General features: G+C 41.3%; 17 protein-coding genes. 7 read left to right on the top strand and 10 right to left on the bottom strand.

Features of this window, described 5'->3' with window-relative positions:
- Positions 1 to 26: 26 nt before the first annotated feature.
- From GOM47_RS04870 to GOM47_RS04835, 8 genes are all read right to left on the bottom strand, one after another.
- A complete protein-coding gene (locus GOM47_RS04870; RefSeq protein WP_235081244.1) occupies positions 27 to 836 on the bottom strand; it encodes an MBL fold metallo-hydrolase in 810 nt (269 codons plus the stop codon).
- A gap of 1 nt (position 837) precedes the next feature.
- A complete protein-coding gene (vicK, locus tag GOM47_RS04865; protein WP_235081243.1) occupies positions 838 to 2,187 on the bottom strand; it encodes a cell wall metabolism sensor histidine kinase VicK in 1,350 nt (449 codons plus the stop codon).
- The gene (gene yycF / locus GOM47_RS04860; RefSeq protein WP_235081242.1) at positions 2,180 to 2,887 is read right to left on the bottom strand and encodes a response regulator YycF; all 708 of its coding nucleotides are present in this window, start codon (positions 2,885 to 2,887) and stop codon (positions 2,180 to 2,182) included. Before yycF ends, vicK begins: the two co-directional genes overlap by 8 nt.
- Before the next feature lie 56 nt (positions 2,888 to 2,943).
- Positions 2,944 to 4,122, bottom strand: coding sequence for an A/G-specific adenine glycosylase (mutY, locus tag GOM47_RS04855; RefSeq protein ID WP_235081241.1), 1,179 nt, complete (start codon positions 4,120 to 4,122; stop codon positions 2,944 to 2,946).
- Positions 4,123 to 4,204: 82 nt separating this feature from the next.
- Positions 4,205 to 5,179: a phosphate acetyltransferase gene (gene pta / locus GOM47_RS04850; protein WP_235081240.1), complete on the bottom strand. Its 975-nt coding sequence runs from the start codon at positions 5,177 to 5,179 to the stop codon at positions 4,205 to 4,207.
- 45 nt (positions 5,180 to 5,224) lie between these two features.
- A complete protein-coding gene (locus tag GOM47_RS04845) occupies positions 5,225 to 6,121 on the bottom strand; it encodes an RluA family pseudouridine synthase (protein WP_235081239.1) in 897 nt (298 codons plus the stop codon).
- On the bottom strand, positions 6,118 to 6,936 hold the full coding sequence (locus GOM47_RS04840) for an NAD kinase (protein ID WP_235081238.1): 819 nt from the start codon (positions 6,934 to 6,936) through the stop codon (positions 6,118 to 6,120). The genes GOM47_RS04845 and GOM47_RS04840 overlap by 4 nt, the downstream gene beginning before the upstream one ends.
- Entirely contained in the window at positions 6,920 to 7,591 is a 672-nt protein-coding gene (locus GOM47_RS04835; RefSeq protein ID WP_000151563.1) for a GTP pyrophosphokinase family protein, read from the bottom strand. Before GOM47_RS04835 ends, GOM47_RS04840 begins: the two co-directional genes overlap by 17 nt.
- Before the next feature lie 128 nt (positions 7,592 to 7,719).
- On the opposite strand from GOM47_RS04835, the gene GOM47_RS04830 reads away from it, so the two are divergent.
- From GOM47_RS04830 to GOM47_RS04800, 7 genes are all read left to right on the top strand, one after another.
- Positions 7,720 to 8,289 (top strand): CYTH domain-containing protein, encoded by a 570-nt coding sequence (locus tag GOM47_RS04830; protein ID WP_235081237.1) that lies wholly within the window; start codon positions 7,720 to 7,722, stop codon positions 8,287 to 8,289.
- 67 nt (positions 8,290 to 8,356) lie between these two features.
- Positions 8,357 to 9,316, top strand: coding sequence for a ribose-phosphate diphosphokinase (locus GOM47_RS04825; protein WP_235081236.1), 960 nt, complete (start codon positions 8,357 to 8,359; stop codon positions 9,314 to 9,316).
- 9 nt (positions 9,317 to 9,325) lie between these two features.
- Positions 9,326 to 10,441 (top strand): cysteine desulfurase family protein, encoded by a 1,116-nt coding sequence (locus GOM47_RS04820; RefSeq protein WP_235081235.1) that lies wholly within the window; start codon positions 9,326 to 9,328, stop codon positions 10,439 to 10,441.
- 4 nt (positions 10,442 to 10,445) lie between these two features.
- The gene (locus tag GOM47_RS04815; RefSeq protein ID WP_235081234.1) at positions 10,446 to 10,793 is read left to right on the top strand and encodes a DUF1831 domain-containing protein; all 348 of its coding nucleotides are present in this window, start codon (positions 10,446 to 10,448) and stop codon (positions 10,791 to 10,793) included.
- 6 nt (positions 10,794 to 10,799) lie between these two features.
- The gene (locus GOM47_RS04810; protein ID WP_235081275.1) at positions 10,800 to 11,009 is read left to right on the top strand and encodes a DUF4649 family protein; all 210 of its coding nucleotides are present in this window, start codon (positions 10,800 to 10,802) and stop codon (positions 11,007 to 11,009) included.
- Positions 11,010 to 11,097: 88 nt separating this feature from the next.
- Positions 11,098 to 11,742 (top strand): redox-sensing transcriptional repressor Rex, encoded by a 645-nt coding sequence (locus GOM47_RS04805; protein WP_009730202.1) that lies wholly within the window; start codon positions 11,098 to 11,100, stop codon positions 11,740 to 11,742.
- A 15-nt stretch (positions 11,743 to 11,757) separates the two neighbouring features.
- Positions 11,758 to 12,447: a gamma-glutamyl-gamma-aminobutyrate hydrolase family protein gene (locus GOM47_RS04800; RefSeq protein WP_235081233.1), complete on the top strand. Its 690-nt coding sequence runs from the start codon at positions 11,758 to 11,760 to the stop codon at positions 12,445 to 12,447.
- Here GOM47_RS04800 and radC read toward each other — a convergent pair.
- Complete coding sequence (gene radC / locus GOM47_RS04795; RefSeq protein ID WP_235081232.1) at positions 12,444 to 13,124, bottom strand: RadC family protein; 681 nt, start codon at positions 13,122 to 13,124, stop codon at positions 12,444 to 12,446. The two genes, GOM47_RS04800 and radC, sit on opposite strands and share 4 nt — an antisense overlap.
- Positions 13,125 to 13,166: 42 nt before the next feature.
- Positions 13,167 to 15,458 (bottom strand): DNA helicase PcrA, encoded by a 2,292-nt coding sequence (pcrA, locus tag GOM47_RS04790; RefSeq protein WP_235081231.1) that lies wholly within the window; start codon positions 15,456 to 15,458, stop codon positions 13,167 to 13,169.
- Between the last annotated feature and the right edge of the window lie 164 nt (positions 15,459 to 15,622).

Genomic DNA, 15,622 nt, shown 5'->3' with positions numbered 1-15,622 from the left:
AACAAAAGAAGGCACTCGCCTTCTTTTTATATATCTGTCAGTGGTGTTGCTGTATCGGGAGAGGTATCGTAAACCTTAAAGTCTACTCCTACTCCCAGATCAGCTTGGGCTAGCTGATTGACCATGGTCATATGAGCCAGCTCCTTGATATTGTTCTCTTTGGACAAGTGACCAAGATAGATTTTCTTAGTCCGATTTCCCATTGCACGAATCATGGCCTCAGCACCGTCTTCGTTAGAGAGGTGACCAAGATCAGATAAGATTCGCTGTTTGAGTCGCCAAGCGTAAGAACCTGCTCGCAAGATCTCCACATCGTGGTTGGACTCAATGAGGTAACCGTCAGCATTCTCGACAATCCCTGCCATACGGTCACTAACATAACCTGTATCAGTCAGTATGACAAAACTCTTATCATCCTTCATAAAGCGATAGAACTGCGGTGCGACTGCATCATGGCTGACACCAAAACTCTCAATATCAATATCGCCAAAGGTTTTGGTTTTACCCATTTCAAAAATGTGCTTCTGCGATGAATCCACCTTACCGAGGTACTTGCTATTTTCCATAGCCTGCCAGGTTTTTTCATTGGCATAAAGATCCATGCCGTACTTACGAGCAAGTACCCCAACACCATGGATATGGTCAGAGTGTTCGTGCGTAATTAAAATAGCATCCAAATCTTCTGGTTTACGGTTTATTTCGCTTAGCAGGCTAGCAATTTTCTTACCAGACAAACCTGCGTCTACTAAGATTTTCTTTTTCGGTGTTTCCAGATAAAATGAATTTCCACTGGAACCTGATGCTAAAATACTGTATTTAAAGCCTATTTCACTCATTCTAGTCTTCTACTTCATCCTCCCATACTTCTTCTTTTACGGCATCCTTATCATAAGGGAGCACGATGGTAAAGGTTGAGCCCTTGCCGTATTCACTTTTGGCCCATATAAAGCCATTGTGTTGTTTGATGATTTCTTTTGCGATAGCCAGACCTAGACCAGTTCCACCCTGAGCTCGGCTTCGTGCACGATCCACACGATAGAAACGGTCAAAAATTTTAGGCAAATCTTGTTTTGGAATTCCTAACCCCTGATCTGAGATAGATAAAATCATCTGGTCATCTGTTGTTTTCATGCTGACAGTAATCTTTCCACCGTCTGGTGAGTACTTGATGGCATTGTTGAGAATATTATCAATCACCTGGGTCATCTTATCGGTGTCAATCTCGATCCAAACTGAATTGATAGGATAATCTCTAACCAGCTCATATTTTTTCTCTTCATCCTGGCTCCTCATCTTATCAAAGCGGTTGAGGATAAAGGTGATGAAGGCTGTAAAATTAATCAATTCCACATCCAACCGAGTGGTCGCATTATCAATACGAGAGAGATGCAAAAGATCTGTCACCATCCGCATCATACGGTTGGTTTCATCGAGCGAAACCTTGATAAAATCAGGAGCAACAGGATCATACAAGGCTCCCTCGTCCAAGGCTTCAAGATAGGACTTAACACTGGTCAAAGGAGTTCTCAACTCATGACTCACGTTAGAAACAAAGAGTCTCCGCTCACGCTCTTCCTTCTCCTGTTCAGTCGTATCGTGCAAAACGGCAACCAAACCAGAGATGAATCCAGACTCACGACGAATGAGTGCAAAACGCACACGAAGACTAAGATATTCTCCGTTAGCATTTTGGGAATCAATCATCAATTCAGGAATCTGTGTAATGAGGTCACGCAGTTCATATTCATCCTCTATCTTAAGCAATTCTAGGATGCTTTTGTTCAATGCTTCTTCTTTTACGATACCCAGCTGTTTCTTGGCCATATCGTTAATCATAGTAATCTGACCACGGCGATTGGTTGCAAGAACTCCATCTGTCATATAAGAAAGAATACTGTTAAGCCTTTTTGTTTCTTGCTCCAGATTTTCCTGCGTTAGACGAATGACCTCAGACAAGTCATTAAGGTTATTGGTGATGTTAGTGATTTCAGAGCTTCCTTGCATATCCAAAACTCGAGAATAATCCCCTACAATCAAATCCTTGACCTTTTGATTAATCTGCTTTAGCCGAATATTATCACGGCGATTTTCTAGCAATAGCAAGGTGACCACCAAGATAAAGCCCAGCAAAATCAAAATAAAGATAAAATCTCTGTTCAGAACGCTTTGTTTAATTGCTTCAATCATTACTTCTCATATAATAACCCACACCACGACGGGTTAGGATGTATTCTGGACGGCTTGGAGTGTCTTCGATTTTTTCACGCAAACGTCGGATGGTCACGTCCACTGTACGAACATCACCAAAATAATCATAGCCCCAAACAGTCTCAAGCAAGTGTTCACGCGTAATCACTTGACCAATATGAGAGGCCAAGTGGTACAAGAGCTCAAACTCACGATGAGTCAACTCTAATTCCTCACCATATTTTTTGGCTACGTAAGCGTCCGGCAGAATTTCCAAATCGCCAATCTGTAGGGGTTGGGATTTCTTTTCATCAGACTCTTGACTATCAGCTGAAGCGAGGTCTGTACGGCGGAGTAAAGCCTTTACACGCGCTTGCAACTCACGATTTGAGAAGGGTTTGGTCACATAATCATCTGCCCCAAGTTCTAAACCGATAACCTTGTCAAACTCACTATCCTTGGCTGAGAGCATAATAATAGGCACACTACTCGTCTTACGAATGGCTTTGGCTACTTCTAAACCATCAATTTCAGGTAGCATCAAGTCTAGGATAATAATGTCGGGTTTCTCAGCTTCAAATAGCTCGATCGCCTCACGACCGTTGAAGGCCGTTACAACCTCATAGCCTTCTTTGGTCATATTGAACTTAATAATATCTGAGATTGGTTTCTCATCATCTACAACTAATATTTTTTTCATATGTTCACCTTTTCTTTATCTATTATAACAAAAAAATGTAAAGAAGGCACAAATGGCTAATTCCAGCCCTCATCTTCAAGAACTGTTTTATAAGCCTGCCAAATCTTTTGTTGAGGTTTAGCAAATGGATAATCAGAAAATTCCTGAGAAGAAACCCAGCGAATTTCTCTGTCAGAGAACTGTTTTGATTCTGTCACCTGACCTGATAGGATTTGAATATGCCATTTACGATGACTAAAGACATGCTTGACTTGATCAAAAACTTGATGGGACCAATTAACCTCCAAATCATAATCCTGCTCAAAACTTTCTTGGGGGCTTGGTCCAAATGCTCTGTTATTCTCCTTGACTTGAGAAAAAAGATCTAGCTGATCGTCTTCTCTAAAAAATTCTTCGACTTCAATCAAGGGGAAATGCCAAAATCCAGCTAGCAGTTTTTCGCTTTCGTTTTTCTCTAGTAAATATTGACCTCGATCATTGCGCACAACCAAAGCCTTGAGATAGATTGGAAGAGGCTTTTTCTTAGGTTCTTTAATCGGATATCGATCCATGGTTCCCTTCTGATACGCTGCGCTAAAGTCTTTAACAGGACTTTCTTCAGGTCGAGGATTAACTGGAGACTCTATATCAGAGCCCAAGTCCATCAAAGCTTGATTAAAATCTCCCGGCCTTTCTGGATCAATCAAGATTTCCATCATGGCTTGGAAAATCTTTCGATTACTAGGAACGCCGATATCATAATTTACCTCAAACAAGCGTGCCAAAACTCGCATGACATTGCCATCAACTGCTGGCTCGGGTAGATTAAAAGCGATACTGGAAATGGCTCCCGCAGTATAGGGGCCAATCCCTTTCAAGCTAGAAATTCCTTCGTAAGTGTTTGGAAATTCCCCTTCAAAGTCTGTCATAATCTGCTGAGCCGCCGACTGCATATTGCGTACGCGGGAATAATAGCCCAACCCCTCCCAAGCTTTCAGTAAACGCTCCTCAGGCGCATTTGCCAAACTTTCTACAGTTGGAAACCAGTCCAAAAATCGTTCATAGTAGGGAATGACTGTGTCTACTCTAGTCTGCTGGAGCATGATTTCAGAAACCCAGATATGATAAGGATTTTTACTTCTACGCCAGAGTAAATCCCGTTTGTTTTCATCGTACCAGTTGAGGAGCTTCTCGCGGAAAGAGGAAATCTTCTCCTCTGGCCACATGTCAACACCGTATTCTTTCAAATCTAACATATATCTAGTATAACATAGAAGCTTCTAACTGTCCTTTTATTAGCGCTAAAAAGCCTCTTCCCAAAGGAAAGAGGCCTTTTTCTTATTGATGAACCGCTTGGGCAGCTGTGATAAGGGTTAACTTGTACACATCATCTGCATTACATCCACGAGAAAGGTCGTTTACTGGCTTGTTCAAACCTTGTAGAACGGGACCTACAGCCGCGAAGCCACCAAGACGTTCTGCCATCTTGTAGCCAATATTTCCTGCTTCGATACCAGGGAAAATAAAGACATTTGCTTGACCAGCAACGTTGCTACCTGGTGCTTTAAGGGCAGCTGTTTCAGGAACAAAGGCCGCATCAAATTGCAACTCACCATCAATCTCAAGGTCAGGACGCAAATCGTGTGCAAGTTTTGTTGCTTTAACAACTTTATCAACACTATCTCCAAAACCTGAACCTTTAGTAGAGTAGCTCAACATAGCAATTTTAGGATCTATTCCAAACATTTTAGCTGTAATAGCCGAGTTAATCGCAATTTCAGCCAAAGCTTCTGCATCAGGATTGATATTGATGGCACAGTCACCAAACAAATAACGTTCTGTTCCACGAACCATTAGAAAGGCACCCGAAGTACGTTTAACATTTGGACGTGTTTTAATAATTTGAAGTGCAGGACGAACAGTTGAGGCCGTTGAGTGAATCGCACCTGAAACCATACCATCTACCAAGCCCATGTAAACTAACATTACACCAAAATAGTTAACATCTTCTACCAAGATCTGACGAGCTTCTTCTTCTGTCATTTTACCTTTGCGGCGCTCTACAAGCGCAGCAACCATGTCTTCAAATTGAGGATAATGTTGTGGGTCAATCACCTCATATCCTTCCATAATTCCTTCGATTTCTAGATAAATTTTAATTTTGTCAGGATTCCCGAGCAAGACTGGAATAACGTCAGTTTCTTTGACCAAGCGTTTTGTTGCTTGAAGGATACGAGGTTCTTCTCCTTCAGGGAGAACGATACGAGCATTTTTGCCAACCAAGTTGGCTTTCAAACTTTCAAAAACTTCCATGAGTTTTCTCCTTTAAGATAATTAATTATACTCAAAAATAGAATGTTAAAGAGTATTAGTTGATAACTGTGTAATAAGGGTGCTAAAATCATCCGGCAGAGGACTTTCCAGTTCCAATTGTTGCTCTAAAAATGGATGATAAAAGGATAAGGAATGACAATGTAAGGCCTGGCGTTGAATCCCATCGTCTAGGCTGCCTCCATAGAGATCATCTCCCAACAAGGGGAAGCCAATATGAGAAAAATGCACTCGGATCTGATGAGTTCGACCAGTATGCAGGCGAATATCGACTAGATGAATATCTCCATAAGACGCTACAACTTTGTAAGATGTATGGGCGTATTTCCCACCTTTGGCGACCCGCCTCGTGATAATGGAGTCCACATCACGTGCAATCGGTGCAATAATTTCCCCTTCTGGATCCAAGACACCGTCTCCTTTAACCAGTGCAAAATACCTTTTTTCGATAGACTTTCGTTGCAGTTGCTTGTCTAAACGTGCATGAGCATAGCCATGCTTGGCAAAAAGCATCAAACCAGAAGTATCTCTATCAAGCCTAGTCACGATGTGAACTTGCTGATTTTCATATTCTTGTTTGAGAAAGTAGCCCTTGATAAAATTGGCAATGGTATTGGAATGATTGACACTGGGGATGGAAGCTACTCCATAAGGCTTATTCAAAACCAGGAAATGGTCATCCTCATATAAGATATCGAGTGGTCGCTCGATTGCCTCCAGGCTTTCAAAGCCTTCCTCTGCTGGAATATCAATGGCAACCCTATCTCCAATATCTAAGAGATAAGTCGCATTTTGAGGTTGGCCATTGACCAGAATAGCCCCACCTCGAAACTTAATCTTAGCCAAAAGTCCCTTAGAAACCTCGTGTTTCTTGAGGAATGTTTTGACTTTGACGTGCTCATCTGCGATAAATTCGAACCTCATTCATCCACCTCGCCGATGAAGGCATCTTTGACGCGATTCCAGAAACTAGTGTGACTTGGCGTCGCTACGAAGTGTATCTTGTGATGGTCTATTTGGTACTCAATCCGTTCTATATTTCGGAAAGAATAGATGCTATTGTCAACCGATAATGTGTGATAGTCATTACGAGTCGGTAAAAGCTCGATTTTATCTTTCTTCGGAACGATTATCGAAGAACCAAGTGTTCGATAAACTCGGTTGTTAAGACTCGCTATCTCCGTCAACTGCAAGGCTTCAATGGTAGGATGCAAGACAGCTCCACCCAAGGATTTGTTGTAGGCGGTACTTCCCGTCGGCGTTGAAACAGTCACTCCATCTCCACGAAATCTCTCGAACGGAACATGGTTAATGATGATATCCGCAACCATGGTCCGGTCCGATCGACGGATACTGGCTTCATTTAAGGCCCGGAAGATTTTCACTTCTCCATTTTCAAGCGTTACTTTAACATTCAAGACTGGATAAGAAACTTTGGCACCAGTATCTAGTAAAAGATTGGTCACCAATTGATCCAGCTCAAAATCACGATAATCTGTGTAAAATCCCAAATGCCCTGTATGAACACCTACAAATCGAACCTTGTCTAACTGATTCTCATACTTGTGAAAGGCAGACAAAAGCATCCCGTCGCCACCAATCGAAATAACGATGTCGGGATTGGTATCATTCAGTATAAAATGTTGTTTCTTTAGTTTTTCCCTCAGCTCATGCAAAACCTTCTGACTTTGTGGCTTTCTATTTGCTATGAGGTCAACTCGTTTACCTGTATTCTTCATCTGTATCGTCACTATTTCCTACACCATCGTTTAATTTTCTGCTCAATGGATCAAAGAGAGCCTGCGCTTCCTGGATATCATCACGGATTTTTCCCATTTCTTCATCCAATTGATGGGAAATTCTAGCTGTAATCTCCAAGCGTTTCTTGATCTCCTCTGGGAAATCCCCCTGATACTTATAATTGAGCGAATGCTCAATCGTAGCCCAAAAATTCATGGCTAAAGTCCGGATTTGAATTTCAGCCAGAATCGTCTTAACACCACTGATGGTGTCAACTGTATACTCTACCACCACATGATAGGAGCGATAGCCCGAAGCCTTCCGATGCGTGATGTAGTCACGTTCCTGTACTACTCTCATATCATGGCGTTTGCGTAAAATCGCAACAACTTCCTGAACATCATCGACGAACTGCACCATGACCCGCAAACCCGCGATATCCTGTAAGTCATGTTCCAAAGTATCGTAGCCAATCCCTCTGCGATTCATTTTTTCCTTAATACTTTCAATCGGCTTCACCCGTCCAGTAACAAACTCAATCGGAGAATGCTTGTTTTGTTTACGATACTGTTTGCGAATCCCACGAAGTTTAATCTTCAATTCACCAACAGCTTGAATGTAAGGATCTAAAAATTCTTCCCATTCTATGGTCATATTTTCTCCCTTTTGGTATGTGATTGTGTTGTTGAAAATTTTTGATTTTTTCACTACAATCATATACAATAAATACATTGTCCATTATACCATAAATCGCTTTCAAAGATAGAAAAAAGGTTAGAAAAATGAAACATTTAGAAATTGAACTGAAAACACTACTGAAAAAAGAGGATTACGATCATTTAAAAGAACAGTTTTCCCATATCCAACCCGTCCTACAGAAAAACTACTACATTGATACACCTGATTTCCGATTGCGTGAAAAAAAGGTTGCCATGCGCATTCGCACCTTTTCAGATTGGGCGGAGTTGACCTTGAAGGTGCCACAAACTGTAGGAAATATGGAATACAATCAGAAACTGAATCTTCCAGAGGCTGAATCTTACCTAGAAAAACAAATACTTCCTCAAGGACTCGTTCTAGAGGAACTTGCTAAGATTGGTATTTTAAGCCAAGACTGGTTTGTTCTGGGTTGTCTTGCAACTATTCGTTACGAAATGGAAACGTCGATTGGTCTAATGGCACTAGATGAAAGTCACTACTTTGATCATACAGACTACGAACTGGAACTAGAGGTCACTGATCACGAGAAAGGAAAACGAGATTTTCAGCAATTTCTTTCAGAAAATAATATCACTTACCAAAAAGCTCCTTCAAAATTAATTCGTTTTATTAAAAGCATGAAAAAAAGCTGAAATAATCTCCATTTTCTGGTAAAATAATGGAGATAAAATATTTAGAGTTTACAGAGGACGGTCTATAATGTCAGATAGAAACAACATGAAACTTTTTGCACTTAATTCCAATCATGAAATTGCACAAAAAATCGCAGAAACGGTTGGGGTACCTCTCGGAAAATTATCTTCACGCCAATTTTCTGATGGAGAAATCCAGGTCAACATTGAAGAGAGTGTCCGTGGTTACGATGTCTACATCATCCAATCAACCAGCTACCCCGTTAGCAACCACTTGATGGAGTTGTTAATCATGGTCGATGCTTGTGTACGTGCAAGTGCTCATAGTATCAACGTTGTTCTTCCTTACTTTGGTTATGCTCGTCAGGATCGTATCGCTTCTTCTCGCGAACCTCTCACTGCAAAACTGGTTGCCAATATGCTTGTCAAGGCTGGTGTAAGTCGTGTTCTAACGCTTGACCTCCACGCTGTTCAGGTTCAAGGCTTCTTTGATATTCCGGTAGATAACCTCTATACAATTCCTCTCTTTGCTAAACACTACAGCGATAAAGGGTTGCTGGGATCAGATGTCGTTGTTGTTAGTCCAAAAAACTCTGGCGTCAAACGTGCCCGCAGCTTAGCTGAATATTTAGATGCACCAATCGCAATCATCGACTATGCTCAAGATGACTCAGAGCGGAGTCAAGGTTATATCATCGGTGATGTTGAAGGCAAGAAGGCCATCTTGATTGACGATATCCTAAATACTGGACGTACTTTCTCAGAAGCAGCAAAAATCGTCGACCGCGGAGGTGCTACTGAGATTTATGCCGTATCTAGTCACGGACTCTTTGTAGAAGGAGCTGCTGAGCTTCTTGACGCGGCTAACATTAAAGAAATCCTTGTGACAGACTCTGTAGCAACCAAAGAAAGAACTCCGGAAAATGTATGTTATATCACCGCTAGCGAATTGATTGGTGATGCCATCGTCCGTATCCACGAAAGAAAACCAGTTAGCCCACTCTTTGCATATAATAAAAAGGAATAAGGTGATTCTTTGATTTATTTGGACAATGCTGCCACTACTCCTATGTCAGCAGTAGCTATCGCAGAAATGACCAAGGTCATGCAGGAAACCCATGGGAATCCTTCAAGTATTCACAGTCATGGTCGCCATGCTGGCAAATTGCTCCGTGAAGCCCGTCAGGACTTGGCTCACTTACTTGGAACTAAGCCACAACGAATCTTTTTCACATCTGGCGGTACAGAAAGTAACAATACCGCTATCATCGGCTATTGTCTCCGTCATCAAGAGCGTGGAAAACACATCATCACGACAGCTATTGAACACCATTCTGTCCTTGAAACCATTGATTATCTGGTTCAACATTTTGGCTTTGAAGTGACAATTATACAACCAGTAAATCAAGAAATCACTGCCCAGCAAATTCAAGAGGCTTTACGTGACGATACCATCCTAGTTTCTACTATGTATGCCAATAATGAAACGGGCAGTCTCTTGCCAATTGCTGAGATTGGACGTGTTTTAAAAGACCATCCTGCTGCTTATCATGTTGATGCTGTTCAAGCTATCGGGAAAATCCCTATCCATCCAGAAGAATTAGGAATTGATTTCCTTAGCGCTTCTGCTCATAAATTCCATGGACCAAAAGGAATTGGTTTTCTTTACGCTTCGTCTATGGACTTTGATTCCTATCTTCACGGTGGGGACCAAGAACAAAAGAAACGGGCTGGAACAGAAAACCTTGCTGCCATCGTCAGTATGGTTGCTGCCCTCAAAGAAGACTTGGATCATCAGGCTGAGCATTACCAAAAACTAGAAAGATTAAAAACTGCTTTTCTAGAAGAAATTGCAGGTCTCAACTACTATCTCAATGAAAACAAACATCAACTTCCTTATGTTTTCAACATTGGCTTCCCTGGTCAAAAAAATGATTTGCTCTTGCTCCAGTTAGACCTTGAAGGAATTTCAATCTCAACTGGTTCTGCTTGTACTGCTGGTATTGTGCAGACCAGCCATGTCCTAGAAGCTTTTTATGGGTCTGATTCCCATCGTTTAAAAGAGTCTGTCCGTATCAGTCTTTCTCCCCTTAATACCGAGAAAGAACTGAAACAACTGGCTCAAACCTTAAAAAATATTATTGGAGATTAACCTAATGGCATTCGAAAAAACCATTAAACTACAAAACTGCCGCTACGACTATACACTTAGTCCATCTGCAAAAAAGTTTACACTAAAAGACAATACTTTCTTTGAAACAAAAGTCGGAAACTACGAACTGACTCGTCTACTTGAAAAAGTTCCTAATAGTGGTGAAGGTTTCCTACTAAAAATTATCATCAACAAAGAGCTTACAGGTGTTAAAATTAATATCACTGACAAATCAGGTCTTCGTTTGGTGAATATCTTTAAATCAGAAGATCATCATATCCACCAAGAAAAATTCTACTTCCTCATGGACAGTCTTGTAGAACGCGGAATCTTCACAAAAGAAGAGAGATGATTGGCTATGTTTCGTTTGACTTATAAAGATAGCTATCAAGTAGAACGTACACTTGAATTTGCCGATTACGAAGAGCTTATGCTATCACTATCAGGCTGTGTTACCCTGCCCGACACTCTCCTAATCAGCTCCTTAACACTGAATGATAAAGTGATTTATCAAGGATTAGTTGGCGATCTCTACCGTTTTTTATCACAAACTAATTTTTCAGATTAAAACTAAGAATTCTCTTAGTTTTTTCTTGTTTTTGTTGATTTTTTCACAAACTTTCTATAAAATAGAAGCATAGAAAGGTTGTGATTTTGTGAAAGATAAACAGTCTGCTACTATTCCAAAAGCAACAGCAAAACGACTCTCTCTTTATTATCGAATTTTCAAACGATTTAACACAGAAAAAATTGAAAGAGCAAATTCTAAACAAATTGCTGAAGCTATCGGTATTGACTCTGCTACTGTTCGACGTGATTTTTCTTATTTTGGTGAGCTTGGACGTCGTGGATTCGGTTATGATGTTAAAAAACTGATGACGTTTTTTGCTGAACTCCTAAATGATAACTCCATCACCAATGTGATGTTGGTTGGAATTGGTAATATGGGGCATGCCCTTCTCCACTATCGCTTCCATGAGCGTAACAAGATGAAAATCATCATGGCATTTGACCTAGATGACCATCCAGAAGTCGGCACCCAGACACCTGATGGAATTCCGATCTATGGCATCTCTCAGATTAAAGAAAAGATCAAAGAAGCAGATGTTAAAACTGCTATCCTAACTGTTCCAAGTGTTAAATCACAAGAAGTCGCCAATCTTTTGGTCGATGCAGGTATAAAAGGTATTCTCAGTTTTTCCCCTGTTCATCTCCACCTTCCAAAAGATGTGGTCGTTCAGTATGTCGATTTGACAAGCGAACTCCAAACCCTCCTCTATTTTATGCGTAAAGAGGATTAGAAAGCGAAAGCATTTATGAAAAAACCAGTTATTGGGATTACAGGAAATGAAAAAGCTCATCCAGATGATGACATCATGATGAGCTATGCAGCAAAGGGCTTTGTTGAAGGAGTCAAGGACGCTGGCGGAATTCCCATCATCCTACCGATTGGTGATCAAGAAATGGCTACCCATTACATCAGTATCATTGATAAGCTCATCCTAACGGGTGGGCAAAATGTTGATCCAAAATACTATGGTGAACTAAAGGCTATTGATAGTGATGACTACCACCTTCAAAGAGATATTTTTGAACTAGCACTTATCAAAGAAGCGATTAAGCAAAAGAAACCAATTTTCTCTGTTTGTAGGGGTACTCAGCTTTTCAACGTCGCCATGGGCGGCACGCTTCACCAAGATATTGAGGATCATTGGCAGGACTGTTCAGCCGAATACACAACCCAACGCCTCGTAACGGAACCTGATACAATTCTCCGAGAGATCTATGGAGAAATCTCTCATATCAACTCCTTCCACCACCAGAGCATTAAAGATTTAGCTCCTAATCTTAAGGTTGTAGCACATGATCCTAAAGATGGAATAATTGAGGCAGTGACAACTACGGACGGCTTCCCTTATCTTGGTGTTCAATGGCATCCTGAATTTCTCTTTGAAAACCGCCCCAAGGATAAAACACTATTTGACTATGTTGTTAACGAACTCTAGATTAAATCTGTCTTTTCACGATAACTAAAGTAATCCGAGTGCGAGACAATTAGGTGGTCTAAGAAAACAATTCCCATCAGTTCGCAAGCTTCCTTGACTAGTTTAGTGACATGGTCATCATTTCGACTAGGCGATACAGCGCCTGATGGATGGTTATGAACAAGAATCACAGAGGTAGCCATATGCTTCAAAGCATAGTGAAGGATTTCCCTCGGTTCAGCAATGCTGCGTGTTGCAGATCCGATAAAGATGGTCTGCTGATGAATGATTTGATTTTGAGTATTGAGATAGAGCGCCACTAGGTGCTCTTGTTTTTTGTCCCCAAGTTCCTGTTGCATTTTCTTGGCTAGCTTTTGACTACTGAGAATACTTTCCATCTCAAGGGTTTCATGTTTGTGAATACGATGTCCCAGTTCAATCACAGCTTGTAATTCAATGGCTTTAATCCGTCCAATACCAGACAGACTCTGCAATTCCTGCAGGGTCATTTTTTTTAGATCAGTTAGACTAGTCAGACTGTTCAAGACTTTCTGGGAAATTTCAAAAACATTAGCCTGACGCGTTCCGGTTCTAAGCAGAATGGCTAATAATTCTTGATTGCTCAGGGCTTCTACTCCTTCTCTAACCAATCTTTCTCTAGGCAAGAGTGAATCTTCTTGAAATGAAATACTATACATAAAAATCCTCCTCACTTTATTATTCGTGAGAAGGATGAAAAATTAGATTTTTTTCTCAATTGGAGCCACGCTGGCTAGGAGTTTTTTCAGACCTACTTCTGGGAAATTGATTTTTAGTTCCTGAGTATCACCGCTACCAGAGACTTCCAGAACAGTACCCTCTCCCCATTTCTTGTGAAGTGCAATATCTCCAATAGACCAGTTGGTATCGCTTGAATCTTTTTTATTTCCGGATGTAAACTGTCCAAACGGAAGACCACTTGACTGGATAGAGCTTGGTGCAGCATTGCGTTTCCGTTCTTGAAGGGCCTGAGCTAAGCTCATACCTTGACCGAAAGCAATCCCACCACTGCTATAAGAGGCTTTAAAGCTAGTATTCGCTGGTCGAGCCAAACCTTGATACTCAAGCAAGTCCGAACTGATTTCATTGATGAAACGTGTTGGACGGTTATAATTTGTACGACCGAAAAGCAAGCGAGAGTTGGCATTGGTTAGATAGAGAATTTTCTCCGCACGCGTAATTCCTACATAGGCCAAACGACGTTCTTCTTCCAGTTCATCAGGATCTTCAGCTGCGCGGCTAAGCGGAAATACATTTTCCTCCATCCCAATGATAAAGACAACTGGGAACTCGAGTCCCTTAGCAGCGTGCAAGGTCATCAAGGTCACTTCAGATGTTTCCTGACTACCTGAATCTGTGTCTGCAATCAAAGCCAAGTCATTCAAGAAACGACTGAGTTTATCCAAACCTGTTTCTTCTTCCTGACTATCAGGATTGTCATCAAAGTTTTTGGTAACAGAAAGGAATTCCTCGATATTTTCAACCCGAGCCTTGCTTTCCAAGGTCGCTTGGGCATTAAGAATATCGATATAGCCTGTTTTTTCTAGAACCGCCTCAACCAGCTCTGTAATGGTTAATTGATCCAGTTGTTCCCGCAAATCCAGAATCATATTGGCAAAATCCCAGATAGACTGGGCTGCTTTTCCTTTGATGCCAGACAACATGATATTTGCTGATGCGTCTAGCATAGACATGTCTTGCATATTCGCAAAGTCGCGAATTTTCTCAACGGTTCCTGGGCCAATTCCACGTTTTGGCTCGTTGATAATGCGCTCAAAACTGATATTGTCACTTAAATTGGCAATGAGATTAAGGTAGGCGATAATATCACGGATTTCCTTACGGCTGTAGAACTTGGTCCCTCCAACCATGGTATAAGGAATATTGGACTTGAGCAGGGCTTCCTCAATAGTACGGGATTGCGCATTAGTCCGATAAAGAACTGCAAAATCCTTGTGGAGGAAGTTTTGAGTGCGACCAAGTTCATCGATGATTTTGGCTACAAAAACAGCTTCGTCTTGTTCGTCATTTGCACGATAGTAAATAATCTGCTCTCCATCGGCATTCTGAGTCCAGAGATTCTTAGGACGACGGTTTTTATTGTTTTTGATGACATCGTTTGCTGCTTGAAGAATGGTTTTAGTTGAACGATAATTTTCTTCCAACAAAACTACCTTAGCTTGAGGGTAATCTTTCTCAAAATCCAAGATATTCTGCATATCAGCCCCACGCCAACCGTAGATAGACTGGTCCGCATCACCGACCACGCAGATATTTTTAAAGCGTGAAGCCAAGAGTTTGACCAGTTGGTACTGGGCATGGTTGGTATCTTGGTACTCATCAACATGGATGTACTGGAACTTCTGCTGGTAGTAGGTCAAGACATCAGGATTCTGATCAAAGAGACGCAGGGTCAACATAATCAAATCATCAAAGTCAACGGACTCAGACTGACGAAGCTCTTTCTGATAGGCTGTATAACACTGGGCTACGATTTGCGTGTACATATCACCAGCTTGGGCAGCATAAGCCACATCATCAATCAAGTCATTCTTAGCATTAGAAATGGTTCCCAAAATAGTCCGTTCATTCCATTTTTTAGGATCCAAGTTTAATTGCTTGAGAATGCGCTTCATAAGAGTTCGTTGCTCTCCTGGATCTATAATGGTGAAGTTCCGATTGTAGCCAATATGATCCGCATCGCGACGTAGGATACGAACACACATGGAGTGAAAGGTCGCAATTAGGCAGTCCTGTGTTGCTGGATTGAGCCCATAGGCACGCTCCTTCATCTCACGCGCAGCCTTATTGGTAAAGGTAATGGCCAAGATATTCCAAGGATTGACCATCTTTTCATCAATCAAGTAGGCGATTCTGTGAGTTAAAACACGAGTCTTTCCAGAACCAGCACCCGCCATGATTAACAAGGGCCCTTCTGTCGTTTGCACCGCCTCAGCCTGACGGTCATTCATTCCATTCAATAATGCGTTCATTTTCTCTTCCTTACTCTTGAAGTCAATGTTTCTATTATATCAGAAATCAGGGAAAATATCTTTACCTAGACTGGTTGCGTGTAGAAGAAAACTCTCTCATCAGCTGAAGATAACTCCTCATATCTAGATAAGAAAAAGAGCTTGGATAGCATTTCCAAACTCTT

Source organism: Streptococcus oralis, from assembly GCF_021497945.1.
GTDB lineage: Bacteria > Bacillota > Bacilli > Lactobacillales > Streptococcaceae > Streptococcus > Streptococcus oralis_BR.
The sequence above is the reverse complement of the archived record's forward strand: the minus strand, read 5'-3'. Positions and strand labels throughout refer to the sequence as shown.

What these genes read in the sequence shown, in the direction of transcription:
- pcrA (WP_235081231.1), bottom strand. Translation starts at nt 15,458, where the DNA reads ATGAACGCATTATTGAATGGAATGAATGACCGTCAGGCTGAGGCGGTG.
- GOM47_RS04815 (WP_235081234.1), top strand. Translation starts at nt 10,446, where the DNA reads ATGGCATTCGAAAAAACCATTAAACTACAAAACTGCCGCTACGACTAT.
- GOM47_RS04840 (WP_235081238.1), bottom strand. Translation starts at nt 6,936, where the DNA reads ATGAAGAATACAGGTAAACGAGTTGACCTCATAGCAAATAGAAAGCCA.
- GOM47_RS04825 (WP_235081236.1), top strand. Translation starts at nt 8,357, where the DNA reads ATGTCAGATAGAAACAACATGAAACTTTTTGCACTTAATTCCAATCAT.
- GOM47_RS04830 (WP_235081237.1), top strand. Translation starts at nt 7,720, where the DNA reads ATGAAACATTTAGAAATTGAACTGAAAACACTACTGAAAAAAGAGGAT.
- radC (WP_235081232.1), bottom strand. Translation starts at nt 13,124, where the DNA reads ATGTATAGTATTTCATTTCAAGAAGATTCACTCTTGCCTAGAGAAAGA.
- GOM47_RS04810 (WP_235081275.1), top strand. Translation starts at nt 10,800, where the DNA reads ATGTTTCGTTTGACTTATAAAGATAGCTATCAAGTAGAACGTACACTT.
- pta (WP_235081240.1), bottom strand. Translation starts at nt 5,179, where the DNA reads ATGGAAGTTTTTGAAAGTTTGAAAGCCAACTTGGTTGGCAAAAATGCT.
- yycF (WP_235081242.1), bottom strand. Translation starts at nt 2,887, where the DNA reads ATGAAAAAAATATTAGTTGTAGATGATGAGAAACCAATCTCAGATATT.
- GOM47_RS04800 (WP_235081233.1), top strand. Translation starts at nt 11,758, where the DNA reads ATGAAAAAACCAGTTATTGGGATTACAGGAAATGAAAAAGCTCATCCA.
- mutY (WP_235081241.1), bottom strand. Translation starts at nt 4,122, where the DNA reads ATGTTAGATTTGAAAGAATACGGTGTTGACATGTGGCCAGAGGAGAAG.
- GOM47_RS04870 (WP_235081244.1), bottom strand. Translation starts at nt 836, where the DNA reads ATGAGTGAAATAGGCTTTAAATACAGTATTTTAGCATCAGGTTCCAGT.
- GOM47_RS04845 (WP_235081239.1), bottom strand. Translation starts at nt 6,121, where the DNA reads ATGAGGTTCGAATTTATCGCAGATGAGCACGTCAAAGTCAAAACATTC.
- vicK (WP_235081243.1), bottom strand. Translation starts at nt 2,187, where the DNA reads ATGATTGAAGCAATTAAACAAAGCGTTCTGAACAGAGATTTTATCTTT.
- GOM47_RS04835 (WP_000151563.1), bottom strand. Translation starts at nt 7,591, where the DNA reads ATGACCATAGAATGGGAAGAATTTTTAGATCCTTACATTCAAGCTGTT.